General features: G+C 51.5%; 26 protein-coding genes. 3 read left to right on the top strand and 23 right to left on the bottom strand.

Features of this window, described 5'->3' with window-relative positions; all coding sequences use genetic code 11:
* The 22 genes from QM579_RS08110 to QM579_RS08005 all read right to left on the bottom strand — a co-directional run.
* Positions 1-665 (bottom strand): P-loop NTPase fold protein (locus QM579_RS08110; protein ID WP_414998662.1); only part of this gene is annotated, 665 nt, incomplete at its 3' end.
* A 317-nt stretch (positions 666-982) separates the two neighbouring features.
* Entirely contained in the window at positions 983-1,489 is a 507-nt protein-coding gene (locus tag QM579_RS08105; protein ID WP_414998661.1) for a hypothetical protein, read from the bottom strand.
* Positions 1,490-1,676: 187 nt separating this feature from the next.
* Positions 1,677-2,000, bottom strand: a complete 324-nt coding sequence (locus tag QM579_RS08100) for a pseudouridine synthase (protein WP_414998660.1) — start codon at positions 1,998-2,000, stop codon at positions 1,677-1,679.
* Positions 1,997-2,608, bottom strand: coding sequence for a hypothetical protein (locus tag QM579_RS08095; protein ID WP_414998659.1), 612 nt, complete (start codon positions 2,606-2,608; stop codon positions 1,997-1,999). The genes QM579_RS08100 and QM579_RS08095 overlap by 4 nt, the downstream gene beginning before the upstream one ends.
* Complete coding sequence (locus QM579_RS08090) at positions 2,608-3,867, bottom strand: hypothetical protein (protein ID WP_414998658.1); 1,260 nt, start codon at positions 3,865-3,867, stop codon at positions 2,608-2,610. Before QM579_RS08090 ends, QM579_RS08095 begins: the two co-directional genes overlap by 1 nt.
* 10 nt (positions 3,868-3,877) lie before the next feature.
* Positions 3,878-4,513 carry a hypothetical protein gene (locus tag QM579_RS08085; RefSeq protein WP_414998657.1) on the bottom strand — a complete coding sequence of 212 codons (636 nt, stop codon included), beginning with the start codon at positions 4,511-4,513 and terminating at the stop codon, positions 3,878-3,880.
* Positions 4,513-5,022 carry a hypothetical protein gene (locus QM579_RS08080; RefSeq protein ID WP_414998656.1) on the bottom strand — a complete coding sequence of 170 codons (510 nt, stop codon included), beginning with the start codon at positions 5,020-5,022 and terminating at the stop codon, positions 4,513-4,515. Before QM579_RS08080 ends, QM579_RS08085 begins: the two co-directional genes overlap by 1 nt.
* A 2-nt stretch (positions 5,023-5,024) precedes the next feature.
* Entirely contained in the window at positions 5,025-7,325 is a 2,301-nt protein-coding gene (locus tag QM579_RS08075) for a host specificity factor TipJ family phage tail protein (RefSeq protein ID WP_414998663.1), read from the bottom strand.
* Positions 7,271-7,570, bottom strand: a complete 300-nt coding sequence (locus QM579_RS08070) for a hypothetical protein (RefSeq protein WP_414998655.1) — start codon at positions 7,568-7,570, stop codon at positions 7,271-7,273. The genes QM579_RS08075 and QM579_RS08070 overlap by 55 nt, the downstream gene beginning before the upstream one ends.
* Positions 7,571-7,628: 58 nt before the next feature.
* Positions 7,629-8,210 (bottom strand): hypothetical protein, encoded by a 582-nt coding sequence (locus tag QM579_RS08065; RefSeq protein ID WP_414998654.1) that lies wholly within the window; start codon positions 8,208-8,210, stop codon positions 7,629-7,631.
* Between the two features lie 10 nt (positions 8,211-8,220).
* Positions 8,221-9,951: a hypothetical protein gene (locus tag QM579_RS08060; protein WP_414998653.1), complete on the bottom strand. Its 1,731-nt coding sequence runs from the start codon at positions 9,949-9,951 to the stop codon at positions 8,221-8,223.
* A gap of 230 nt (positions 9,952-10,181) precedes the next feature.
* Positions 10,182-11,843 (bottom strand): DNA primase family protein, encoded by a 1,662-nt coding sequence (locus QM579_RS08055; protein ID WP_414998652.1) that lies wholly within the window; start codon positions 11,841-11,843, stop codon positions 10,182-10,184.
* A 613-nt stretch (positions 11,844-12,456) separates the two neighbouring features.
* On the bottom strand, positions 12,457-13,671 hold the full coding sequence (locus QM579_RS08050) for an ammonium transporter (RefSeq protein ID WP_414998651.1): 1,215 nt from the start codon (positions 13,669-13,671) through the stop codon (positions 12,457-12,459).
* 120 nt (positions 13,672-13,791) lie between these two features.
* On the bottom strand, positions 13,792-14,787 hold the full coding sequence (gene yut / locus QM579_RS08045; protein WP_414998650.1) for an urea transporter: 996 nt from the start codon (positions 14,785-14,787) through the stop codon (positions 13,792-13,794).
* Between the two features lie 129 nt (positions 14,788-14,916).
* A complete protein-coding gene (locus QM579_RS08040) occupies positions 14,917-15,945 on the bottom strand; it encodes an urease accessory protein UreD (RefSeq protein ID WP_414998649.1) in 1,029 nt (342 codons plus the stop codon).
* A gap of 1 nt (position 15,946) precedes the next feature.
* Positions 15,947-16,585, bottom strand: coding sequence for an urease accessory protein UreG (gene ureG, locus QM579_RS08035; protein WP_414998648.1), 639 nt, complete (start codon positions 16,583-16,585; stop codon positions 15,947-15,949).
* A gap of 77 nt (positions 16,586-16,662) precedes the next feature.
* Positions 16,663-17,478, bottom strand: a complete 816-nt coding sequence (locus QM579_RS08030) for an urease accessory protein UreF (protein ID WP_414998647.1) — start codon at positions 17,476-17,478, stop codon at positions 16,663-16,665.
* Between the two features lie 3 nt (positions 17,479-17,481).
* Positions 17,482-18,384, bottom strand: a complete 903-nt coding sequence (locus tag QM579_RS08025) for an urease accessory protein UreE (RefSeq protein WP_414998646.1) — start codon at positions 18,382-18,384, stop codon at positions 17,482-17,484.
* Between the two features lie 215 nt (positions 18,385-18,599).
* Entirely contained in the window at positions 18,600-20,318 is a 1,719-nt protein-coding gene (locus QM579_RS08020; protein ID WP_414998645.1) for an urease subunit alpha, read from the bottom strand.
* A gap of 48 nt (positions 20,319-20,366) precedes the next feature.
* The gene (locus QM579_RS08015) at positions 20,367-20,759 is read right to left on the bottom strand and encodes an urease subunit beta (protein WP_414998644.1); all 393 of its coding nucleotides are present in this window, start codon (positions 20,757-20,759) and stop codon (positions 20,367-20,369) included.
* 14 nt (positions 20,760-20,773) lie between these two features.
* Positions 20,774-21,076: an urease subunit gamma gene (locus QM579_RS08010; protein WP_183717816.1), complete on the bottom strand. Its 303-nt coding sequence runs from the start codon at positions 21,074-21,076 to the stop codon at positions 20,774-20,776.
* An 845-nt stretch (positions 21,077-21,921) separates the two neighbouring features.
* Positions 21,922-22,797, bottom strand: a complete 876-nt coding sequence (locus QM579_RS08005) for a manganese-dependent inorganic pyrophosphatase (protein WP_414998643.1) — start codon at positions 22,795-22,797, stop codon at positions 21,922-21,924.
* A gap of 10 nt (positions 22,798-22,807) precedes the next feature.
* Between QM579_RS08005 and QM579_RS08000 the strand changes: the two genes are divergently transcribed.
* Positions 22,808-23,068, top strand: coding sequence for a hypothetical protein (locus tag QM579_RS08000; RefSeq protein ID WP_414998642.1), 261 nt, complete (start codon positions 22,808-22,810; stop codon positions 23,066-23,068).
* Between the two features lie 488 nt (positions 23,069-23,556).
* Here the strand turns inward: QM579_RS08000 and QM579_RS07995 are convergent, their stop codons facing one another.
* Positions 23,557-24,501 carry a hypothetical protein gene (locus QM579_RS07995; protein WP_414998641.1) on the bottom strand — a complete coding sequence of 315 codons (945 nt, stop codon included), beginning with the start codon at positions 24,499-24,501 and terminating at the stop codon, positions 23,557-23,559.
* A 243-nt stretch (positions 24,502-24,744) separates the two neighbouring features.
* On the opposite strand from QM579_RS07995, the gene QM579_RS07990 reads away from it, so the two are divergent.
* Positions 24,745-25,209, top strand: a complete 465-nt coding sequence (locus QM579_RS07990) for a CYTH domain-containing protein (RefSeq protein WP_414998640.1) — start codon at positions 24,745-24,747, stop codon at positions 25,207-25,209.
* A 16-nt stretch (positions 25,210-25,225) separates the two neighbouring features.
* The gene (locus QM579_RS07985; protein WP_414998639.1) at positions 25,226-25,864 is read left to right on the top strand and encodes a hypothetical protein; all 639 of its coding nucleotides are present in this window, start codon (positions 25,226-25,228) and stop codon (positions 25,862-25,864) included.
* The last annotated feature ends 59 nt before the right edge of the window (positions 25,865-25,923 follow it).

The raw sequence follows: 25,923 nt of genomic DNA, 5'->3' as shown, positions 1-25,923 counted from the left end.
TCAAAAAGGTGTTTTATGCGCTCAAGAAGCTCAATGGCATAGTCTGGCCGGCAACGGTCAAGTTCATCAACCATGATAAAAAGTGGAAAATTTGTACTGTCTCTTACTTCGGTAGAAAATTTTTCTAGATCCCTGCAAAAATCTTTTGCAGCGTCATTAACCTCCTTAATTTGTTTTATTATCCACTCTCCAGCTTTGCCCGCAAGTCCCATAGCCGCACCGCCAATGGGGTTCCCGCTAGCTGCCATTATTGGTCCGCACCATTTGAAAAGTTTCGCCCCTGTAGACACAACAGCTTGAGCACTTTGAGCAGAGTGATTTTTAACGTTTTCTTCAGGGTCAATTACCTGTTCTTTTACTACGGCCATCAAATTTGTCAGCGGATCTCCTGAACAGTCATTTTTCCAAGCATTAAAATATACGCACACAGCCTCAGGGTTTTTGATGTGGAGGTAGTTGCGCCAGGCGTTCAGAAAGAATGTTTTGCCACTTCCCCACGCCGAATTCAGGCCAATGACATAGGGGCTGTGTGTGTTCTGAATCAATGTTGTGAGGCGTTTAACAAGTACTTTCCTGTCGCCAATAAGGTTGTCGAAGGTTTGCGTAGAAAAAGGCTCTGAGAGCCTGACGTAACCGCTTGCAGAAGGGGTACCAAGTGAATTCATATCGCCTCCTTTATATTTATATGTAGTTCTTGGTTGCACACCGCTATCGTTGCGTCAACCTACTTGCCTAATGAGGAGTCTCTTCTTCGGGAGTGAAGTCTGCCAGCATGGCATGGGCTACTTTTTCCGGGGTGGGGTAGAATGACGAATTGTATATTTTGCTCCCTTTGAATAACTTATTGAATTACATAATTCATTCATACAATATGGGCGGCAAATGTACACAAAAAACAATTATTTCAGCACAATAAAAAACCCCGCCGAAGCGGGGCCAATAATCTTAACTGACTACTTTGATGGAGGTCGTGAAAGGGTACCTATTCTTCAACAACCCAAGAAAGAACGCTATCTTTATAGCCATCTAAAAATTCTTTAGTTGGTATAGGGTCTTTATTATACGCGCAAGTAAATATTGATATGATAATATCACCATCAACGACGTCACCAACTAGTTTTTTGGTTTCTTCAATAAAAGAAACTTCATCAGTGCTGTCTTCTCCAATTATTATGGCATTAGGCAAAGAATGAACAATTTCGTTTCTAGCATCTTTAGCATTGAGTAAAACAGATAATATATCTTTAGGTAGCATAAAAAAATTTATACTACTGTTAAGGTTCATATGTTTTTTAAAAAACTCATTCATTTTTTCATAAGTTTTTTCAGTGTTCCCTTCTTTTAAAAGTATGGAGCTAATTTTTATTGCTTTGCATAAGTTAGTGCACATTTTATCAAATCTGGTTGCGATAATTAAGCTCCTGCCGAGAACGCCTTGCAAGCGATCTGAAAATTCAGTCCGTTCAAAACTCTCTATGAAATTATTCATATATAACACTTCCTTATAGTTATTTAACATAACGACACATCATATTTTATTGAATATCATATACAACTCGTCTTATGCTTATGCAATAAATACATGCCAACAAATTATCAAACAGTCATCTCATATCTGCTATACTCGCAATCAGGTTGCCACGTATAAAATGAAAGCCGGGTTTCCCCGGCTTTCATCATTTCTTCATCGCATCCCGCATTTCCGGCGGTAGTTGTCGGCCCTCTACCTCAGACCAGTACGACGCCTCGCAGTGGTTTTTGTCGCCCACGCACCAGCACACCGCGTCCACAAGCTTGTAGGGCCATGAGCGGACACCGTTGATGTGCCAGCGCCAGCAGTGCGCGCTGATTGTTTCATCCGCCCACCATAGGCCCGCCCGGCGAAAACCCGGCAACAGACAGAGCATAGCTGCAATGAAGCCAGTCAAGGCGTTCAAGCCCTGGTCAATGGCGATAAGCAGTTGCTTGCCGTTATGGAGGAAGACGGCGGCGCGGGTCATATGGCTTCAATCTCCACGGCTGTAGCGCCTCGTGCCAAGGCTTCGGACACAGCAACCTTTCGCTGCCCACCGCGTTCCATGCAGGTTGCCTTGTGCGCCAGGGCACCCGCAGTGTAGAGCGCGATGAAATCAGCGGGGCCAAACGTCAGGCGCACAAGTTCCCCCTTGAAATCCGGCGTGGAGTTGCGGTAGGCATTCCAGATAACATCCGCAGGCAAGCCTTCGCCGCCAGCCATAACCAATTGGGCTACATTCGCACTGTCAGCAAAGTTTTGCTGGTCAAACGTATCGTAACTGAATCGCAAGGAATCACCGTTGATTACATAATCAAAGCCAGCGGTGATGGATGCAGACGTTTCTGCGTCAATGGCGGTGAGCTTACGGGCAGCGACCTGTTCAATAGGATCAGGAGCAGGGGGCGTAAAGGCAATACTGCCGTCAGCATTGACGACAGTATTAACGGGGCTGACAAGATGTTCATAGCCGACCATGCCAGCCTCTGCAATTTGTTCGGACGTGAGGAGTGAGTAGCCCGCAGAGAGCAGATTGTCTCTGTCTGTTTCTGAATCAACATTGACAACTAAGGTATCGTTTTTAAGTACCCACATTATATTTGCCTCGCATAGAGGGTTACGCCAGTTTCTAAGGCCCCAATTTCAATGACCACTGTATCATCAGTGGGGTCAAACACACACGATGGAGCTGATATAAATCCATCAGTACGACCAAACACAAAGGCACCGTTACCAGCCACAGAATATGTGGATTTGCCTATTAAGGAACCAGAGATGATTCTGAAGGCCGCCCGTTGGAGAGACGCCGAACCTGTAGAGCAGCCTAGAATGAGTGCCCTATGTGGTATAACGCCAGTAAGTGTCCACGTGCCTGCTGTAGTGCGTGTGCCCAAGTCACGCAGAGTTGTGTTGGACCTTATGACCTCACCCGCAGCGGTAGCCAAGTTTGACAGGTCACGATTTACTTTCCCACTCAGCCCATCCATATAAGCAGACCAGTCCATCATTGATGAACTGTTGTACGCTGATGCCAAGACGACGAAGTGTCGAAGTTGTATGGACTCCGTTGTTATGGTTGTGGCAGCATTCTTATATACCGGACTAACCAGTGATGCATCAAAATCCAAGCCATAACTCGTGCCTGCATAGTTAGAAACAGCCTTTGGCTTCGTCTGGCCCAGCTTGAAGGCACCACTCACAACAGGACCACCCAATGATGTTTCTACAACACCAGCATCAGCTCTAGTTATTGATTGGGCAAGGATGTTGGGGGCCCCCGCCTGCACACTACTCCCAAGGTGGGAATTACTGGCCGCAACAGTGATGGCGTCCCCATCTTTGCAAAAGGGTACGCGAAACTTCTGGGTCGTCCGATCTAAAGCGAAGCACCCGCAGTTGCCATATGCTGCCAAGCCGCCCGCATAGGAGGAGTACGAGATGGATAGTATTTTTCCAGTAGCGAGGTAATCGTCATAGAATGTCGGGAATTGTGCTCTTGTGTACTCCGCACCATCAGGAACAACACACCCACCCGGAACATACGTGGCAGATGCATATACCGCAAAAACAAGACCTATAAACGCTGCGGGCATGCCAGTTTCTAGGTCTTTCAAGAGATCAAGGGCTTCATTAGCCTTTGACGCTGCAGAGTTAGCGGCTGTTAAAGCATTATTGGCTGCACTGCTTGTTTCAAGCAAGTCATGAGCCTTAGCCAACGGCGTGCCCCCCATCGTAGTGCCATCATGCACCACAAGCGTTTTTTTCTCTGTATCAACTGTAATTTCACCGGGCAGTCCAGCAAATATTAAATGCTGTGCTGTAGTGCCACGCCGTCTTTGTACTGCTGTTGACATCACATCCCCCTTAAAGTTGTCCGTAATCCGTGGTTGTTCCCACAGCGTCAGCCACACTGCCGTAATCATTCACAGCAGAAGTAAAAACATCAGCCAAATTAAGACACACTTGAGCTGTGGCTGCAGCATTTGCAGCGGCGGCTACAGCGTCAGAGGTCGCCGCAGGATTAAAGGAAGCACTACGCAGTTCGATACGCGCCCCTTCACTAAGAGGGCTGCTTAACGATAATACCTTGGCGTTAACGCGAGACAGCGCGCTTGGCGGTAGCTTCTTCCTATCAATAAACACTTCAATGTTATTGAGAGATTGCGCGAGCCCCCAGGGCTCATGCGTCACGTCAATAATAACCTGACCTTCCACCGCCACGGACTCATGTGTGTTTACAGCAATATCGTTGGCATACGCTTGCACAATATCAACAAGCCCCTGACATTGCCCTATGGCAGCATCCGTGCCCTGGGCGATGGCAATTTGTGCAGTTTGGCTTTCTCTCACGTCAATATCTGCCATCATTTTGCGTACTGACGGAGTAGAAACGCCACCCAGCGATACGGTTTCGGTTTCCGTGCCGTGTACAACACGGCGCAACAAATCAATGTCACCAGATAGTTGATCTATCTTTTGTACAAGTGTCGCTTGGTCCATCAGCCCCCCCAGGGCAGGTTATCCGGCAGCGCTGTAACGCCAACGGCTTGTATATGCAGGACAGGATGCAGGGCGTCACTCCACAACACCGCCGCATCCGGCGAGTATAAGGCCAAAAATTCCACCACGTCTGCAGACCACAAATTGCGTCCAGACACATCAAGAGCAAAATCGTACACAGTATGCAGGCCGACAAAGCCAGTGATTTTGGGCCGATCTTTAAAGCGCACGACGTGTCGCGTAACCTGCCCTGCAGACCAGAGCGGCATGTCTATCCAGATTGTCCCCTGCTTGAGCAGATTTGCTTCAAAAGCCTCAAACCAAGCAGATTCCATTTCGGACAGCGTAAGCCTGCATTGGCACGTTGCTTCGTCCGTATCGTATTCGGCCCTAACAATGCCGCCGATCTCCATTTCTGTTTTTGTCCGGCGGTCTACAGGCTGCAAATTATAGCCGTCTTTTTCAGGGGGCGGCATCCAGTCTGGCCAGACGTATTTTGCCGTTGCCATAGTTACCCCGCTAACGTGGTTATGGTTATGACATCGCTGTAAATCAGCGATGCAAAGTCTCCCGACACATCAAAAAAAGCGTCCTTGGCCGCAATGCGAAAATGGTATTGGGCTGTCGGGGTAAGGCCGTCCCAGGTGTAAGGCAGGCTTCCGACAACGCGACTTTCGGCAATGCCAGCAGCATCAAAGTCAGGCGTCAGCCCACGCACAAGCACAAAGCCTGTGTGCTCTCCTGTAACAGTGACGCCTGACAGTTTTACACTTGCGGCGGACACAACGCCCTGGAATGAGCCAATGACCGCGGGCGGTGCGTCATACACTGCCACGCTGCCCGCCGGGCTTTCCCCGGCTGCATTGACGGCGAAAACGTCAACCCGCATTTTTCGCCACGGGCCGTCGTCATCCACGCCCAACACAGGAGTGTAAATATAATCTGTTTGGGCAAGCGGTGCCGTACGGACGGGGGCAGTCATGGCATCCGGCACGATATGCACCACGTATGAGGGATCGCCAGACACACGCGGCCAAGCGATAGACAGGCGCGCACCCGTATAGGGCTGAATCAGCTCCGGCGCGGGGGCGGCAGGCACGGTTATTGTCGTGTCACCATGCCAGGACGCCCACGGGCTCTGCTCATCTTGTCGTTGCGCGCACACACGCACCCACACATTGCCTACAACAACAGGCGCTTCAAACGCATTTACGGTAGTGCGCCCGGCTGATGCCCATGTGAGGCCGTCAGTTGATACCTCCACAAGATAACTCTGCGCGCTTTTAACTGGCAGCCATGAGGCTATAAGTATGGGGGCTGCAGATGTGCCGCCAATGTGCCCGCGCAATGCCTGCGGGGCCGTAAGTTCTTGCGTTTCAGGCAAAGCGGAACGGTGTTCCCACGGCGGCGTCGCTATCGACATAAAATCATCAATTCCGGGATGATCGTTCATGCAAACGATTTTATGCCGATACAGGCTGACCGGGACAACATTTTTGATAATTGCCCTACGGCTATATTCGCGTGCAGCATGGAGCGTCCAGACCGTAGCCTGCCGATCTTCGCCCCCGGTCAACCAGTCAAAAGGAGACCCTTGCCCTTGAGTAATAAGCAAGGCGTAGTCTTCCGGGTCAAAGGTCATGCTGCTTGTTGACCAATTGGACAGTTTGACAGGTCCCCAAGGTGCGCCATCCCGCCGCGTCAGCGAGACATACAGATTACCCTCGGCATTCTCTGTCCTGATTTTGCCCGTAGTGAGGATTGTCAGCGTGTCCTCACGCCATCCGCAGACCTGCCCGTAAGCGGTATCACGCAGGCGCGGATGGGAGAGCGACACAACATCGCCGACATTGAGCAGCCGCCCCATGCCCTCTGTTTCAAATTCCCACGACAGTCGGCGATAACGATTACGGGCGGCATAAGCCAAGCCTATTTTGTGAGCATGATTGCGGTTGACGATGCCAAGATACGTTTTTTGGGCAGGTTTGCGCCCCTCGCTTTCGGGCAGCACGGCACGCACGTCACGGCTGGCAAAGCCCGCATCCTCATCCAGGTATGACACCTGCACATCGTCAGGACTTTGGTCGGAGTAGGTGCCCCAAGACGGCTGGAAACTGCCGCGCACAATGTTGTACGGCGTAAATTCGTGGCGCACAGGGCGGTTAGGACGATCAAAGGAAAAGGACACCACTGTGCCGTGCAGGCGCGGCATCACAAGATACGCCTGGGAAAGCTCCACGATGAGCTGCCAGACGTCATAAGGACCGTCGATCCAGCAATCAAAATTCCAGCTACGCTTGCTAAGCTCCGGCTGGATAACGCCCCACAACACATCAAGGTCTATTTGCTTGTCGCGCCTGTTGCCGCCATACTCGGCTTTGATTATGTGCGACATGGCAGCAGCATAGGATCTCGTGGGCTGCGGGGCTGTCCAAGCTTGCGCGGCCCTGTCATACAAGGGCAGTTTGCGGGTCTGGATGACGCTGAATTTATTTGCCGCGTTTTGCGACAGGGCGTTGGTAGATTGTATTTTTACGGCTACCCCGGACTGGTCGTAACTTAATGAGCCCGGCAGAAATGCCTTGGCCGACTCCCACTGCACCACGTCCATAGTACGGCCATCTGCGGCCGTACTGTCGCTGGTGCGTCGGCCGCGGACTTCGTACCGGCCCGGTGCAAAAGCAAGGTCAAAGGTACGACGGATGGCCGTAAGCTGGCTGTGCTGGAACGTATGCGCAAGACAAACTGCCCAGGGGCTTAGGCCATCGTGTCCATTATGCCTACAAGGTACGGCGTGAACTGGTTGTGCCAGCGCCCAGGAATGGCGCTCATTTCAACAACGCGGTATTTTTCTGCCCATTGGCTGACTGGTATGGGCTTGCGCCGCCGCAACACCTGACGTTCACCGCGCGAAAATGCAAAATCAATCTTGCCCCCATCCTTGGCGAGACCTTGCACGGCCTCGCGAAGGAATGGGGGAAACCATGCTGGAATGGTCGCTCTGATGTACTTGCGGCGTTCCACAGGCGGCAAAGGCAGCAGGGTTGTTTGGCTCATTCATTTGCTCCATTTTATTTCACTGGTAGGAAGTGGACGTGCCCCGATAGCAGATAGGTTATTGCTGATCATCGCCATCACTCTCCGATGACTCGGCTTCGCCGTCATCGGGCTTCAATTCCACTGTAATATCCATTTCGCGGCTGTATTCGGAGAGGGCTTCATCAAAGACACTTTCCAGCCGTGCGACCAGAGCCTGACTCTTTTTGGGATTGCCTTCGGCTGTAGCAATAATGTCAAGAACGTGAGCTTCAAAGGCCGTCTTGATGCTTGCGGCGAGGGTAAGCGCACGGCCAGCCAGCTCGGCATGTACAGCCTCGCGCGATATATAGAGCCCTTTCTTAATGCTCAGGTTGAACTCTTCTTTGCCTGCCTGAGCTTCTGCGCGCCGTATATCGGCCTCTTCCTTACGCCGCAGGCGGTCTGCCGCCTGTTCCGCAACAGTGTCGGACGTGCCGGTTGTAGGTAGGGAGGCCATGTAGCGGTCAACCCTGCGGCGGCTAAAGGTGCCGTCCGGCTGCTTGGGCAGGCGCCCTAGTTGTATATCCTCATACAGCTTTGTTTTCTTGAGCTTGCGTCCGTTCTCTTCAACATAGGCAAGCACCTCACGGGCATTCTTCAAGATTTTTGCAGCGTCCATAGACTACACCTCAATCAATGAATAAAAAATTACGTGAGGTTATTATTTCTTCTTTGTGGTCGCGTAGCCACATGGGGAAAAATTGGGAAGTGCGTTCCATCCCGCGCAATTCGACCAAGGCTGCATGCAGAGATGCCGTAAGGGAGCAACCGCGCCGAAGGGCGAAGCCAATGACGTGCTGCGTGTGGCAGCCATAACCTTTAACGTAAATTATCTGTGGGCAATGCCGCCAAACAAGCGCAGCGCGACCCACATAGATGGGGATAAGACTCAAAGGGGAATATCCGGAAAGCATAGATTCAAGAGCGACCCGATCCTGTTCATCCAAAGATTCAGCCGTGCCGCCCTCGGCGTCCCACAGATGCAATGTATTCTCCGCCGATGAGGATTCCGCCTCTTTTTCGCTGGCCGGTTCAGAAGTGGCAACTTCCTTCTTTTCGGGGGTACAAGCTGTTGGGCTTGCCCAGCCCCCCCCACAATCCAACCCAGACGAAAATGAGTCCATATGTCCACATTCTGTTGGTGCTTGGTGGTCATATGCGTTTTGTGCTATGCTGCCACCGGACAGGTCTGCGCCTTGTCCAGGCAGAGTGACCGATGGCGGCAAGGCCTCGGCTATCCATTGGCGAAGGTCAGCCCCCTGGGCAAAGGCATCGCCGGGATCTTTGCCGATAGGAGTGGGCCAGCGGCGGGCTGAGGAGTTGAAGGAGTTGGTCCACCACTCGATGGCCTGTGCACCAGCGGCGTCATAATCCAGCGCCAGGCACACACGGCTGGCAGCCTGCAGCAGAGGATAGGATACCGAATCCGGTTTGATGCGGTTTGATCTCAGACCAAGCGTCCCCACCACGCCACCGCTCATTGCATGGATGAGCATGGCGTCAAGCTCGGCCTCAACGATAAAGTACACTGCCAGCTCTGGCGGCAGGCTGGATTTGAGGAGAAACGGCCCACGGCAAGAACCCTCAAGCGCAAGGTATTTAGCTTTGGCCGATACCGTCCCATCGGGCAACGTGTGAGTATAATCCGGCTTGTGCCTGCGGATACGCACGGCAATGACTCGGCCCGCTGTGTCAAAGGTAGGAATGATGATACCGCGGGGAATGAGCATGTGAGTTTTCGTCTTGCCGTTGTCGTCTATCTTAGGCTCAAGGCCGAGCACAGAGCGGAGCCGAATGCGGCCAGGGATGCGGTCATTTTCAGCCGTGAGCAAACCAAGCTTGTAAGCTTCAATTTCTGGCAGGCCAATGCCGCGCGCGGAAAGCCATTGATTGCCGCCTAACCCCATGAGATGGCTATGTGCTTCTGATACAAGCTTGCCCGCGTATTCCGTCCACTTTTCGCCCGGAAGCTCCCATGTTGTGGGGCGCCATGCGCTGTGAACGGGCTCTTTGGGGGCTGATCGGCGCCATGTCCGCTCACTCGCTTTGACCTCTATACCCAGCTCCGCGCAGGCTTCCTTGAATTCCATGCCCTCACACTTGACCAAATAGGCAATGGAATCACCACCAGCTCCACATCTCCGACACGACCAGATCCCGGGAATGTCGTGCTCTATGCACACCGGGCCACGCCGATTGCTGCCGCGTTCACGGCGTTCAGGCCAGACCATGAAGCGGTCAGACTTTCCGGCATCACCCGTGCAGAGCGGGCATGGCCCGTTCCATCCATCTCTACCTTGGCGGCGAATGACCTTCTCACCAGGGAATCGAGCGCGATAAAAATCCAAGAGCTTGCTCATTATGTCCGCCTCTGTCCGCCTTTCTTTTCTTATTACTATCTTAATTTATTTAATATTTTTATAAAATGGACATAAGGACATAAACAGCAGGGTATTTTACACGCACAACGCACCAGCGCAGGTGGCGCATGGAAAACATTAACTGTTGTGTCCTTGTGTCCATTTCTATGTATATGCACATAAAAACAGCATGTTACGTATGCAAATAAGCCGGGCATTACTGGACATGACTAATAGTCCTTGTTGCCAGCATCGCGCAGCGCGTCCTTGGCTTCTTCCTTGAGGGCCACGCCAAGACGCCAGCTACCATTGCTGCGCTTTACAGGAATTTCTTTTTTGTTCAGTAGGATGCCAAATGTTCGTGCTTGAATGGCCTTTGCACCTCTGTACAACTGGTACCAAAGCACAAAAGCCTTATGCAGTTCGCTGGCTTCAATCTTTGTTTTGTAGCGTATTGGGTCTTCTTGCTTGTCTTCAAGGATGCACCATTCGTTTAGGAATACACCTACATCATCCCACGATTCTCGTTGCTCATTTGTCCATTGCTTGATTTTCTCTGGCACGATAAGACGGCCATCCTTGAGCACCTGCAGCCCGCCCTTGACCATGCGGGCAAGCACCCCCTTGGCTTCGGCCTGCAGCTTTTCGTCCAGATTTTTGTCGGCTGAGCGCTCGTAGCTTTCTTTGGGTTCATCCACGAATGACAGCGGCCACTTGAGAATCTGCGTACGGCACCAGAACGCGGCATCATCAGCCTTGGCCGATGGTAGCTCGTTGGTGGTCATGATGGGCGTGTGGGTTTGCTCCCATGTGGTCATGGCCTTGTCTTGCAGGCCGCGCGCCGTGATAAAGCCACCGCCTGTGAGTTTTTTAAGCTTGGACAGAGCGAATTTTTGACCGCCTTCGGCCTCGTTAATCCACGCTATACACATGCCCCGGAGCATAAGGACATCTGGCGATGGTGCCGACGAATTGCGCACCTGGGATGTTTGCAGGAACATTTCAACGGGGACGTCACCAGACAGATCACCGCCCAGGACGTGGGTGATGAGCTTGATGAGCGTATCCTTTCCGTTGCGCCCATGTTCTCCATGGAAGATCACAAAGACGTGATCCCGGCGCTTGGTAATTAGCGCGCTGCCGAGCAACCGCCAGATATACTCCACAAGCTCCTGATCGCCGTCCATCGAGGCGAGCAGGTAGGCGTCCACTTCCGGGCAGGGTGACGCCTCTTGCAGTACAAGTGCCGGGTCGTACTCCGTAGCGATGGAATGCAGCAGGTAGTCTGCCGGATTGCCGGGAAGCAGTTCGCCTGTTCGCAGGTCAATCACGCCGTTAGGGCAGGCCTTGAGATAGTGCTTCTTATCCAAGAGCTTGGGCAATACGGTGAGCGGGTTTTCTACACGCCGAACCATGAGCAGAATGTTCTCTTGCCCGTTCTTGTCGCGCAGCAGGTTGACGCGGCGCTTTGCCATTTCGGCCACGGCCTCGATGGCGGCGCGCTCGTCTTTATCGTCTGACTCTGCCGCTTCGGTTCTCTTGCTTTTTTCAAGTCGGAGATACAGGGCGCAGACGTCTTCAACCTTGTTATACGCGCGGTCATAGTGGTCTTCGGCCCAATGATGGCCGACCCAAACAAGAAAACGCTCCCAGTATTTCACGAAAACCACAGTCCCACGGTGCAGGCGGCAATATAATTTTGCATCGCCTATACGGTTCTCATTGAGGTAGCCAATCAGCTCGGAGTCAGAAATCTCAAGCTGGCGCACGGCAACCGGCTTGCGGTTATTTGCTGCTTCTTTTTGAGCAGCTTCCAAACGCAAGTTTTCCGCTTCCTGCTGCACTCGTTCGGCGACCTGCGCGGCCACATCTTTGGCTTTTTTATTTGCCATAACGTAACTACCTGAAATTATAATAATTATTCTTTTCAATGGGCGTGAGTCGAGGTCTCAGACTTTTCCGTTTTTCCGCGAATAATTTTCCGCAGATCGCGACCAAAGTCTGAGGGTACACCACCGTTGGGTATGTATTGCTAGCGGAGTACCTTAACGGTGTGCAGGCTGCCGGAGAGCGCAGGGGCGCGCATTGGACTTCTCTGGCGGGCCGAAGATTAAGGGGGGATAGGGGGACGCCCCCGGCCAGTGGCGGCAAGGGCGCAGAGGGTGGAGAGAGAACGCAAGCGTGCACAAAGTCAGCCCTCAAAAGGCGGGCAGCTTGGTTACATTGCTTGGTTACAATGGGAGGGGTATTTGTCTGCATTTCCGTGCCTATCGGGGCACGTCAACACAAGGAAAATCAAGGGCGGCAAGCGCAGGCGACACGGCTTTCACGCCGTCGACAGGGGTTCAAATCCCCTTGGGGACGCCAAATGAAAAATACGGGTTACATCGAAAGGTGTAACCCTTTTTTCATGTAGAAACGGCTACAGCACCTTGAAAAAACTGCAAATAACGAAGGGGAGGCTCTTGTATGAGCCTCCCCTTCGTTATTATAATTGATCCAGACCTACAGCTTGTAGGCTTCTTCGCCATGCAGACTTTCGTCCAATCCCTTTATCTGCTCTTCAGCAGGCACGCGGATAGGCCCGATAGCATTGATGACTATGAGGATGATATAGGTAACAACGAAGGAATACGCTGCCACGCTGACAACGCCAAGCAGTTGCATAAGAAACTGATGGGAGCTGGCATTGACCACGTCAATGGTCCTGCTGGCCAACACGCCCAACAGCAGCGAACCTGTGACTCCGCCCATACCGTGGGCGCGCCAAACTTCAAGGGCATCATCAAAGTGCAGGCGCTGCTGCACTATTTTGGCAAAATAGCACACCGTTGCCCCCGCTGCACCGATGATTATGGCAGCCCAGGGATCTACATACCCCGCGCAAGGGGTAATGGTGGCAAGGCCCGCCACAGCGCCCACAAGGACACCATCAAATGAAGGCTTACGCGAAAGCGACCAGTCCAGGGCAAGCCAGACGACCATAGCCACAGAACCCGCCACAGTGGTGTTTACAAAGGCATAGCTGGCAAGAGCATTGGCGGCATAGGCCCCACCGGAATTGAAGCCAAACCAGCCGAACCACAGCAGCCCAGCCCCTACGGCGACCAAGGGCAAGTTATTGGGTGCAACTTCCTGGCCGGGTTTAACGTCCTTGCGCCACCCAAGATAAACCACGGTAGCCAGGGCAGAAAAGCCCGCGCTCACATGCACCACAATGCCGCCTGCAAAGTCCACTACGCCAAGCTTGGCCAGCCAGCCTCCGCCCCATATCCAGTGGCAGACGGGCAGATAGATTACGACAGTCCAGAGTATCAGAAATTTTAAGTAACCCCTAAAGTTGAACCGCCCGGCAAAGGCCCCTGTTATCAGGGCAGGAGTGATGATGGCGAACATCATCTGGTAGGCAAAGAACATAATAAAGGGAATGGTGGGTGCATATATCGGGCTGGGATCACCGCCCACCTTGTCCAAGGCAAAGTGGTAGGTAATATCGCCAATGACGCCTCCTATGTCAGGGCCAAAAGCCAGACTGAAGCCGCCAAATATCCAGATAAGAGCCACAATCCCCATAGATATGAAGCTCTGCATCATGATGGTCAGTACATCCTTGGCCCTGACCAAACCACCGTAGAAGAAGGCCAGGCCGGGCGTCATGACGCAGACCAAGGCTGTGCACAAAAGAATGAAAGCGGTATCACCCGAATTCAGAACTGGCATAATTCCTCCACAATATTTTGATTGCATCAGCAAACCTGCTGGTGGCTGCTGAAGGGGTGATTGCACCTTACGACAGTCGGATACTCACACCCCACCAGAGTATTTCAAGGTAAAAACGCCCTAGTTTCTATGCGTTTCTGGCACCAGATCAAGATTTGGCAGCAGGAATATCCATGCAGCCACTACAAAGGGAAAGGTAAGTGTAGGCACGCCGTAAACATTGAGCACGACGTTCAAGGCACCTTGGGCCACCACGGTAAAAATTGTTCCCACAATAGCGTAAATGGCCACACGCCAAGACGGACGATAGAAGGTCGTTCCCAGCCCGATGGCTGTCAGCACTGCGCTGAACTGAAAGAGGCCAGCCACGATGGCTGTGGTTCCCGCTCCCAAAAAAAGGGCAGTGCCCACAGCGAGCATAGAAGCAAGAAAGGCAAAAATGGCCGCCCACACAAAATTGCAGGCCAGCCCCAGCAGAAAAAGGACTCCCGTAACCACGTTATTGATCAGAAAAACCTGCGAAACTCCGGCAAAGGATGCTTTCCAGAATTCTGGCATGGTAACGGCATAAATGTCTGTTGGCTGTACAGAAATACTGGCATGAGGAAGGCCTGAAATTTTGATGTTGGCAAAGTTGTAAGCCGCGAACATCAAAAACCACGTAGTTATAACAAAGGGAGCCGTCATGGCGGCCACCTTCCAGGTCTTGAACACACGAGCTATAGCCAACATAAGAATAGTAGAAAAAATGCCCCCGGCTACTATGTAGGCCCACAAAATGGGAGTGGGGGCAAAAAAGGTAGGCAAAGCCACCCCAACAAGTACGCCATTGTAGCCATGCAGCCCAATACTGATGTCTTCCTTGGGGGCGTTGATCGCATAGGCCGTCAGCGTGCCCATGAGAAGTCCAAGCAGGCCGCCCCAAGCCACAGCGGGCATATTAGCGCTGTAGGCTCCCCAAAAGATGCCTGCCAGAAACAGCAGGCCGGTGAGGGGGTTGTTTTGAAACATGACCTGCCCCACGCCACGCAGCAGCACGTCTACAAAATGCAGCGCCGGATTATTAGCCGCTACGTCATTCCACCAGTTGGCGGGCGAATCACTGGCTGTGCTCATAACACTGCCTCCAGTTTTGTCCGTTTGAAACGTTGCAGGGGTAAAATTTTCCCCAAGGTTATATGCTGCTAACTCTGGCAGTCGGCAAAATGGAGAAGTTCCCAAAAGAATGACTGCAAAGCAGAAGCTCTAACGCCATAGAAATTCTGCGGGCAACGACGCGCCCGTTATGACTTCACGGGCCGTGCCCCAAAATTCTCTGACTTTGGCCCGTACAGATTCGGAAGTATCGCCGAGCACCTTGAAGACCAGACCATTTTCGCCAGGCAGCACGGAAGCCCCGAAGGCGATGCGATTGGCAAAGTCCACATCAGCCCCCACAACATCGCGGACCTTGAGGGCATTTTCCGGCGGGGTGAGCAGCACCACGTTGCCGAAAACCTCAAATCCGTTGTTGACGCCCGTGCCCAGCACTCCCGCTACCTTTGGCTCCAGCACAAATTTTTCGGCAAATATTTTTTCTCCGCTTTCTTGCCGAATGGCTGTGATTCGCGAAGAAAAAAGGTCAAATCCGAAAAGCTCTTTTTCATGATGGTACTTTCTGCCAGGCAGCAGAATTTCTGAATAAATCATTGATGCGCTTTCCGAAATTTCAATGCGTGTCTCGGAAAGAAAGCGCGTGTCGCGGTGCAGGATGAGGGGATCAGGCATGAATTCAAGGTAGCCCCCCTGCTCCACCGTTATTTTTTGATACTGGGCCGCATAGTTGGCTTCCATCATGTGAACCTTGGTCGCGGATTGCGTGGTCACATGGCCCATAGCTTCAGGCTCCACATTTATTTCAAGGTACATGCGGTCACCCTGAATAACGCAGCCTGTAGTGCTGATAATGAAGATGCAAGGCATGCCAGGCAGCCCTTGATCCCAATACAGACCACGCTGCGCTAAAAAGGGCACACGCCTGTCAATATCATACAGGCGGCTGTGCCCCTCAGCCTCCTTGCGGAACCCCAGACGCAGGTAGCCATATTTACCCACGGCCCCGCTCTGCATCTGTATTGGTTCGTCCCGGTAGGGGCTGCATTCCACGGCCTCTTCACAAATGCGGCCCAGCTCCTCCCTGGCAAGCTCCACCCGGGAGCGGCTGCTCCCATCACTTGTGGCCTGGCGCGCCAGAAGAGCCGCCTGTGGCGTAAGCAGGTATGCTGGTGCGTTCATGCTAGACTCCCTTCGGGCCTGGCTCGTAATCAAAGAGCGCGTCGCGCACGATCATGTCCGTGAGCTCTTCAATATTTTTTCCTGTCATGCAATTGGTGAAGATAAAGGGTTTATCGCCGCGCATAAGGCGTGAATCGCGGTCCATAACTTCAAGACTGGCGTTCACATAAGGAGCAAGGTCTTCCTTGTTGATGACCAGAATGTCCGACTGACAAACGCCGGGGCCATTTTTGCGGGGGATTTTGTCTCCCGCCGCCACGTCAATGACGTAAATGAAAAAATCCGCCAAAGCCGGGCTGAAGGTCAGGGTCAGGTTGTCGCCGCCGCTTTCGATGAATACGAGGTCGCTGTCAGGAAAGCGCGTTTCCAGATCCTCAACGGCAGCCAGATTCATGCTGGGGTCTTCACGTATGGCGGTGTGCGGGCAAGCTCCGGTTTCCACACCCACAATGCGGTCAGCGTCAAGTACGCCAGCCAAGGTACGCTGCACATGTTTGGCGTCTTCAGTGGTGACCACATCGTTGGTAATAATGAGCGGCTTGAAACCGCGCTTGATAAGAACGGGAGTCACCGCCTCAATGATCGCCGTTTTTCCGGAGCCGACAGGCCCGCCCACGCCAATGCGCGTAATCTTTTTCACGAAAACATCCTTGTATTTTTGGCTGCCGGGCATTTCAGCACACTGCCCAGCCGTTTTTTATGGAACAAGCGGAACAATCAGTTCATGAACATGCGCACGTGGGCTTTCACATGTACTGCCCCAAGGATTTCAGACATGGGAGCATAAGTGGACATGCGCTCAAGCGGAGCCGAAGAAGCCACGGCGCACTGACGGTCAAGGGTTTCCATAAGCCGGAATAAAATGCGCTGCGTATCCAGATGAGTGACTCTCATAAGCCGCAAGGCCGCATTGAGAATGGTTGCAGCAAGGCCATACTGGTGCACCACCAGAGCCTGCTGCACAGGAAGCCCCATGCGGCTGAATAACAAACCAAGGCTTACGGGATAGGTGCCAGGCGTTTCGTGTGCGTTGATGCGCCCGAGCCAGATATCCAGGCCTGACAGGCCCGTGGTGCTCAGACACATTTCCACAAGTTTTTTGCCCATACGTACAGACATAAGCCGTGACTCTTCAGGCAGGCGACGACAATGCACTTCGTGATCCACCATAACGAGATCGTCCCAGGCGTCCTGTGTGGCATAGCGTATGGCCCAGGCAAGGCCGATGGCGTCGCTTGTGGCGGTCTGCTCAATGGCGCAGGCTGTATAATCCTGCAAATCCTGCGCGTTCCGCACTATGCCTTTCTGAACAGCCGACTCCAAAGCGTTGGAAAAAGCGAAGGCACCAATGGGCAGTGTCGAATCACCAAACTGCATCATACGCACCAATGAAAGTACGCCACCGCCTATCTGGCCGGACAAGCCTGAAACAGAAGAGGTGGAGGTGCTTTGGCAAGATGCCGCCTCTGATGGTTCCACCTGTCCGGTAGTCTTTCCATTGGCAGTACGCCGTGATTTTTGTGGGTTTGTCATACCCTACCCATCATGTTTGCGGTCGTGGCAGTGACCGTGCTTGTGGCCATGATGCTCATGATGGTCATGATTATGGTGCTTGTCCTGATGTCCATCGGCGTGATCATGCTTATGCTCATGCCCACCATCATGCTCATGCTTGCGGTGATGATCTTCGCCGTGGCGGTCATGATGGTGGTGTTTATGATCATCACCGTCATGATGGTGATGATGCTTATGCTCATGATCATCTTCGTGTTCGTGATGGTGATGATGACCATGCTCGTGGTGGTGCTCCTGATCGCGCTCACGCGGGTGCTTGTGCTCATGGTTGGTATCTTCATCAAGGATAGTCACTGGCTTGTGCGAATGGCCGTGAGTGCGCGCATCAACGGGGCGTTCACTGCCGCCAAACAGTCTGCGTGACTGCGAAGGAGAAAGCAGGGCCGCCACCTCTTCACCAGGCACAAAGCTGTAGCGTACCCCAGCGAAATGATGCGTGTTCATGACAGAGTTCATGACTGTCCTGTCCACGGACATCGGCACATAAATTCTTCCTTCACGCACCACGGCAGGCCAATGCTGATTGCCAAGCGCGTGTCCAAGGGCCACACTGCGCTCAACCAGAATGCCCGGATCAAGCTCCGTCAAGGCTTCCAGCTCCACCACCAGCACTTCACAAAGATCTATTTTGCAGACCACGGCGCTTTTTGACTCTTCATCCCAAACAAGCACATCGCCGTTATGCAAAAACTCATCGCGATCAAGGGATACAGCCACAACACGCCCCCCCTTGCTTTGCTTGCGAAGGCGATTTTTTTGTGCGTCCCACTGGCTCAGCTCAAGAACATCAATAATGGCATCGGCGAGTTTTTCTTTCCAAAGAACGTCTTCAACATTGCCAAGAACGTGTTCAACCAACTGCATAATGATCTTTCCTTGTATATATTTTGTTGCTTCCGGGGGCTTATGCCCCCCGGAAGCTCATGTATCAAAGGAGGTAAGCTCCAGACCATTTTCGCTTTTCCATTGGCCATCCCGCCACAGTGCGGTGGCAGTCAAAACAAAGTTTGTCAGAACCAAAATGCTTGGTATCGGCAAGCTCAGCTTAGTTTGACAGCTCAATGCAAAGCCCGGCTGCCCTAACTGAAGAAATGCAGATGTCCCAAGGCAACCTTGCTGGCAGGTTTTACCGTTGCATGCACGCCGTCTACCTTGACGGCAAAGGTTTCCGGGTCAACATCAATGACCGGAGTTTTACCGTTGCGCACCAGATCGTGCTTGGACAGGCTGCGGATGCGTTTGACGGGTTCAACCATGCTGCACAGGCCCAACTTGCTCTTGATGTCCCTTTCAGCCGCGGCCTGGGAAACAAAGGTGATGCGCGTGTCTGTGAGGGCCTTGCCATAAGCGCCGAACATAGGACGGTAATAGGTGGGCTGCGGTGTGGGCAGAGAGGCATTGGGGTCCCCCATATTGGCCCAGTTGATCATGCCGCCCTTGATAACCATCTTGGGTTTGGCACCGAAGAAGGCGGGTTCCCACAATACGAGGTCGGCAACCTTGCCAATTTCCACAGAACCCAGCAAATGGCTGAAACCGTGGGTAATGGCGGGGTTGATGGTAATCTTGGCCACATAGCGCAGCACACGGAAGTTGTCGTTTCCGGGTGCGTCTTCAGGCAGCTTGCCGCGTCCTGCCTTCATAGCATCAGCGGTTTGAATGGCGCGCAGCCAGTTTTCGCCCACACGGCCCATAGCCTGAGAATCGCTTGAGAACATTGAAATCACGCCCATATCATGCAAAACATTTTCAGCCGCAATGGTTTCAGCGCGCACGCGGCTTTCAGCAAAAGCCACGTCTGAAGGCACGTTATGATTGAGGTTATGGCAAACCATAATCATATCAAACAGTTCTGCCTGCGTATTTACGCCGTAAGGCAAAGTCGGATTTGTCGAGCTGGGCAGCACATTGGGATAAGACGCCACCTTGATGATGTCAGGAGCATGGCCACCACCAGCGCCTTCGGTGTGATAGGTGTGGATGACGCGGCCATCGATAGCGGCGATGGTGTCTTCAACATAGCCCGCTTCGTTCAGGGTGTCGGTATGTACCGAAACCTGCACATCCATCATGTCGGCCACGCTCAGAGCTGCATGCAGCAGCGCGGGCGTGGTTCCCCAGTCTTCGTGACATTTGAGGCCCACGGCCCCGGCTTCAATCTGCTCTACAAGTGGCGCCGCGTTGTAGGCGTGGCCCTTGCCCAGAAACCCCATATTGATGGGCAGACCTTCGGCGGCCTTGATCATCTTGGCTAGATTCCACGAGCCGGGAGTGATGGTGGTGCCGTTGGTGCCATCAGTGGGGCCAACGCCGCCGCCAATAAAGGTGGTTACGCCGTTGGACAACGCCGCATAAGCCTGCTGGGGAGAAATCATGTGAATATGGGTATCGATGCCCGCAGCAGTGAGAATGAGATGTTCACCCGAAATGGCGTCAGTGGCATTGCCGCACACAAGGTTGGGGTCCACATTGTCCATCATTGAGGGATTGCCAGCCTTGCCGATGCCAACAATCTTGCCATCGCGAATGCCTACGTCTGCCTTGATGACGCCCTGCACAGGGTCAACGATGGTGACATTGGTAATGACAATATCAAGCACGCCCGTATCACGGGTCATGCGGGCGTCGCCGCCCATGCCGCCACGCAGGGTCTTGCCACCGCCATACACGGCTTCGTCGCCGTATCCGCGCAGATCTTTTTCAATTTCTATATAGAGATCAGTGTCGCCCAGACGGATTTTATCGCCAACGGTGGGGCCAAACAGAGTTGCGTATTCCTGATGGGAAATCTTGGGCATAATATTCTCCTTGCGTTAGCCAGCGCGTTCGCTGGCACAACCGTGGAATTACTTGGAGTTTTTGAAGCCTATGTCTATGGCATTCTTGACATCAATAGGCTTGAGATGGGGATTGCCTGTCCAACCGTCCACCAAGTTGTTAAACCCGAAAGTGCTGGCCGTACCACCAATAGCCACCAGACTGACGGTTTTTTCGTCCCCGGGTTCAAAACGGATGGCGGTGGTGGCTGAAATATTGAGGCGCATGCCGTAAGCGGCTGCACGGTCAAATTCAAGAGCTCTGTTCACTTCAAAGAAATGATAATGCGAGCCAACCTGGATGGGTCTGTCGCCGGTATTGCGTACTTTGAGCGTCACGGTGGGACGCCCTTCGTTAAATTCAATGGGAGTATCAGAGTAGATGACGCCGCCCACGGGGGCCTTGGATGAAGCTTGCGACATGTCCGGCCTCCTGCTCAGTTGATAGGATGATGGATGGTAACCAGACGACTGCCGTCAGTGAACACGGCTTCTACCTGCACGATAGGAATCATGTCGGCCACGCCGTCCATAACATCGTCCTTGGTGAGCACCTTTCTGGTGCCGTCCATAACCTCTTCTACTGTTTTGCCTTCACGCGCGCCTTCCAGGGCAGCAGCAGACAGAACAGCCACGGCTTCAGGATGGTTGAGTTTGAGCCCCTTGGCCTTGCGCTGCAGAGCCAGCATGGCCAGAGTATGGATCATCAGTTTGTCCAATTCTCGCGGAGTAAGATGCATAGTGCTCTCCTTATTTGAAGAATGCCGGAGTAAACTTCGCGTTGAGCGAAGCACCGACGAAGAAATTTGACTTAAAAAGCAGAGAGGTGGCGTTCAAACACTCTACGTAAGAGAGTAAGATTTTGCAGAAGGGGCAAACAGCTACACTAGCCTGTGATGTGTGCTGGCGAGAGATTCTTGTTCTTGAGTGAGTTTTGTTACCCAAGCATTTTCGCTGCCAACTAACGCAGCGACTATATGTATTGATAACTATCAGTTAGTTTGTGCGGATACAAGGCGCCAGAGGTTGTTTCGGAATAATAATTGAAATCAAATTTATTATTTACATAACCATTTTGAATATCTAAAAAATTTTTACTACAAACTTACTTCAACTTATAACTCAATGAAATAATTCCTGCTTTACTGCAGGGCCTTTCGCAATGGCTGTCAGTGTGGGCGCAATTGATATCTTATCCTTGATCTACCTGCAAAAAATGGACAAAATATTACTCGTAACAATATGAAATAGCTTAATATATAAAACAAGACAAAGCACAGTCATAATTTGTCAGGCATAGGTGTTAGAATCGACGCTGAGTATGGCTGCTTACTGCTATAACTTTAACAATGTGTTGGCCCTAATAAAAACTATGCGCCTCATAAAGACCGCTTATTAATTGATAGATAGTTTAGAAGAAGCCCCAGCTAAACTCACCGGGGCTTCCAACTAAAACTATGCTCCTGGCGTGGGCATAACATCAGACAGGCCAAAGTTGCACCGCCGCATTCAGGTGACTGGCTTTCCCTATGGAATCAAATGTTGGTAACAATCTATCGCCACTGGCGCGCGTCAAACCCTGTCGCTATTTCTTAAACACTTCTTCCAGAAATGGGATCACCTGTTTTTTACGGCTCATTACACCGGACAGCCAGGCAGACGAATTTTTAAATTCAGTCTTGAAGGCCATTGACGGAAGCGCGGGATCATCGCTTATCGCCAGCATTTCTGTACCCTGTTTGCCGATGTCAGTAAGCATAAGGAAAATGCTATTCAGATCCGTTTCTTTTTTGATTTGGGCCATTGCGGCCAGCAGGTCTTCTTTCTTTCCCTCCAGCATATCCAGAGAAAGCACCTCAAGCTGCCCCACTCCCACAGGGGTGCCACTCATTTCAAATTTTTTGTAATCGCGGAGCACCATTTCGCGGGGCGAAACGCCATCCAGAGCTGATTTCGCCTTGAAAAGCTCGTGAGCTAGAGCCTTCTGGTCGGGCACTCCCGAAATCTTGGCCAATGCATTGCCAGCAGCCTTGTCACGCTCTGTGGTGGTAACAGATTGATACATAACTGTATCAGAAAGAATGGCACATAGCATTCCGCCAGCGAGATCCTTGGGGATGTCTACTTTATAAAAATGCATCATTTCATAGAGAACGGTATTTACGCTGCCTAGCGGCAGCAACCACGCCTCCAGCGGAGCAGCTGTACTCAATCCCCCAAGTTTGTGGTGGTCGGCAATAAAGACCAAAGAGGTTTCTTTGAGACCATCCGGCCCCTGCGCTGCATCGTTAAAATCCACAATTCCCACAGACCTGCCAGTAACAGGGCCAAGCATAGTGGGCATGGAAAGGCCAAATTTTTTGAGCACGAATTCCGTTTCAGGATTCGCCTTGCCCTGTGACATCGCAATGGCAGGCCTGCCTGTTTTATTCAGCAAATGACTTGCAGCCAGTGCGCCCACAATACTATCTGTGTCAGGGTTTTTGTGCCCGAAAACAAGAATTGCTGCAGACGAAGAGGGCGCTGCAAAGCAACATGAAAATGCCAATGTGGTTGTAAGTAAGGCTATGCTCAAACAGCCAACGCATTTCCCCAACAATGGAGCAACATTTTTTATCATACCATTCCCCTTGATTAATTACATCGTTGAAACGATCTTGAGCATTAAACAAAATCTGCGACAAATTTTCTTACTATTTCAAATTTCAGAAGATTATTCTGCTTTTTATTAACATATTCCTTCAACTACTATAAAATAATCAATCTTTATCATTACAATAATCACAGTTTATATTTAGTTAAAATAGTAAATTATGAATTGTTTTGATCATTAAAATTTTATTTTACAAACTTACTATTCTTCAAATACCTCTCCTCACAATATCTACTTGCGACGATAAAACATGAGTTGTAATTATCAATGGCATACCCGACTGGGCTGTCCACCCATGTCCGTTTCAAATCTGGGTCAGATTTCAAATTATGAACTTCGCCCAACTGCACGTGTTCCTTACCCCAACCAATTAACACCCCATAAAAAAAGCTCCTCATACGAAACCCGTCCGAACAAGGAGCTTTTATACAGATATAGAAAATCAACGGCATTAGATCTGCTATAGAATAGTAGGCTGAAATTACCTTGCGGCAAATTATGCTGTGCTGAATCGTTTGGTTCTGCTTATCTTCCTCGGCAACAGAACATTTTTAAAAGCAAAAAGTTCTATTGAATATCCCGCAGCATCTTCAACTTGGAACCGCTGAATTTTCCGCCATCAGACAGCTTCATGTGACCAAGGCCCTGCATCAGCACCTTACGGTAAAACTCATTGCCAGCGGCTACGACTTTGGGGATGGAGTAATAGTCCTGATCATCAATGCTGAAAGAAATCTCCAGCGCTATGGGATCACCGCCCCAGGAAGCTGTCCACGCTTCAAACGCAATTTCCGCCTCAACCCCAGCAAGATCCACAGACCCCATCTTTGCCGAATAGGTGCAGACATTTACAGACTTGAGGATGGTATCGGCGGCAAGGCCGCTCTTGGCAAGCGCAGGCACAAAGCGTGAAAACTGCTGCAGACGCGGACGGTCAAGATCACCGAACGTATTTCCATCACCGCGTATGTTAACGCTTTTTTCCAGCCTGGTGCCCATATTGCCCTGCGCGTCGAGGTAGGGATGATCTTCTGCGGCAATTTCCCCTTTGATGCCCACAGGGTCCAGAGACGTCCCGAGAATAAAGGCAGGATCCTTGCCGGATGTTTTCACTGTGAGCCTTCTGCCTTCTTTTGCGCTGCCATCCTTTTTATAATTGGTGGTAATGCGCACGACAAATCCCGCATCCCGCAAGGCCAGATTGTCCGTATCATAATAGCTTCGCATGCGCAGCCGCACCTCGCCCTTCTCTGATTTGGTCAGCAGAAAGCCGTTTTGAGAGGCTGAAGCAGACAGAGCACCCCAAAGTTTGTTGAAAGAAGCCTTTGGCTTGTCTGTAGCAAACAATGCCGGGTCAAGGGCCATTTTATACTCAAGGCCATTCACAGAACCGTAAGGCTTCCAGGCCGCAACATTATTCTCATACTGGGATGTATCGGCAGCCAGCGCGACAGCAGCAGACAACAATACACTCATAACCAACAGTGGAATCAGTCTGAACATTTTGAACATATAGACTCCTTGTAAACAAATAAGGTTATTTGGCAAATTATGACAAATAATGTTCCACTTTGTACAATAAAAATAAAACATACAAAATATAAGTTCGTCTTATGAAAGTAATATACATCAGCGGTGAATCATAAATATAGCTTATGAATAACGCAGGTACTTCTGATTTTTATCTTGTGCCTGGCAGAGCTACGTTAGCACAGACGTCAACAAGACGTTTTTATGAAATCCAAGGAGAATACAGTGGCTAAAGAAATTGAACGCAAATTCCTTATAAAGGGAGAAGCATGGCGCGCTCTGGCAGAGGGCACCATGTATCGTCAAGGCTACCTCAACAGCGCCAAAGAACGCACCGTTCGTGTGCGCACGGTGGGCGACAAGGCGTTCCTGACCATCAAGGGCATCACTGTGGGCGCCACTCGGGCAGAGTACGAGTACGAGATCCCCTTCGCCGACTGCAACGCTCTTTTGGACGACCTTGCCGAAAAGCCGTTGATCGAAAAGAAGCGCTACAAGATCAAGCAAGGCGAATTTACGTGGGAAATCGACGAATTCTTCGGCGACAACCAGGGGCTTATCGTGGCTGAAATCGAGCTTACCAGCGAGGACCAGAAGTTCGGCAAACCGGATTGGATTGGTGATGAAGTGACCGGCGACCCGCGCTACTTCAACTCCAACCTCATCAAACATCCCTTTACCCGCTGGTAGATCAAGGAGAGTTCTCATGGCTGACGTCTTTGCTAAAAACGTTTCCACATCTGCGGCTGAAGCCGAAAAAATCGTTCCCCGTGCAGAGTTTCGTGTTTTCGGTCACGATATCATCGAAAAAGTCAAAACAAGCATGTGGGGCTGCGGTGCAGTGCTATTCAAGGCCCGCAGAATGCCCGCTGAAACATACTTTCTGTCGGTGCACACCACAGAAGCCAACGTTAAAGTACGCGACGGCTTGCTGGATATCAAAACCAAGGTTGGCGAAACCCCCGAAGGGTATGAAATTTTTCAACCCCGCGGCAAATTTCAATTTCCCGTATCCAAGACCGATCTGGCCGTGATCCTTTCCCATCTCAAGGTGGAAATGCCCCTTGATAAGGATCAGTACGGCATTGACGAATTCATTGAAATGGTGCGCAAGCACCCGGATATGGCAGCCGTCAGCGTTGAAAAAATGCGCTATGGCTTCACGGTTGAAGGCATCATTTGCGAATACGCCCAGGTGTGGTTCAACGGTGCCCTGCTTGAATCGGCCTGCTGCGAAAGTGAAGACTACGCAGGCATGAAGAAAGCGGTAGAAGCCCTTGGCATTGCTGCAATGCCCAACACCAACTACCTCAAGGCCGCGCGCCGCGTTGTCGGCATGGAGTAATTTGCTGAAGCAGTCGTCAGCCCCTCACTTCTGACGACGTTTCAGCGCCTTCCCAAAGG

This window comes from Desulfovibrio sp. (assembly GCF_047607245.1).
Taxonomy (GTDB): domain Bacteria; phylum Desulfobacterota; class Desulfovibrionia; order Desulfovibrionales; family Desulfovibrionaceae; genus Desulfovibrio.
The sequence above is the reverse complement of the archived record's forward strand: the minus strand, read 5'-3'. Positions and strand labels throughout refer to the sequence as shown.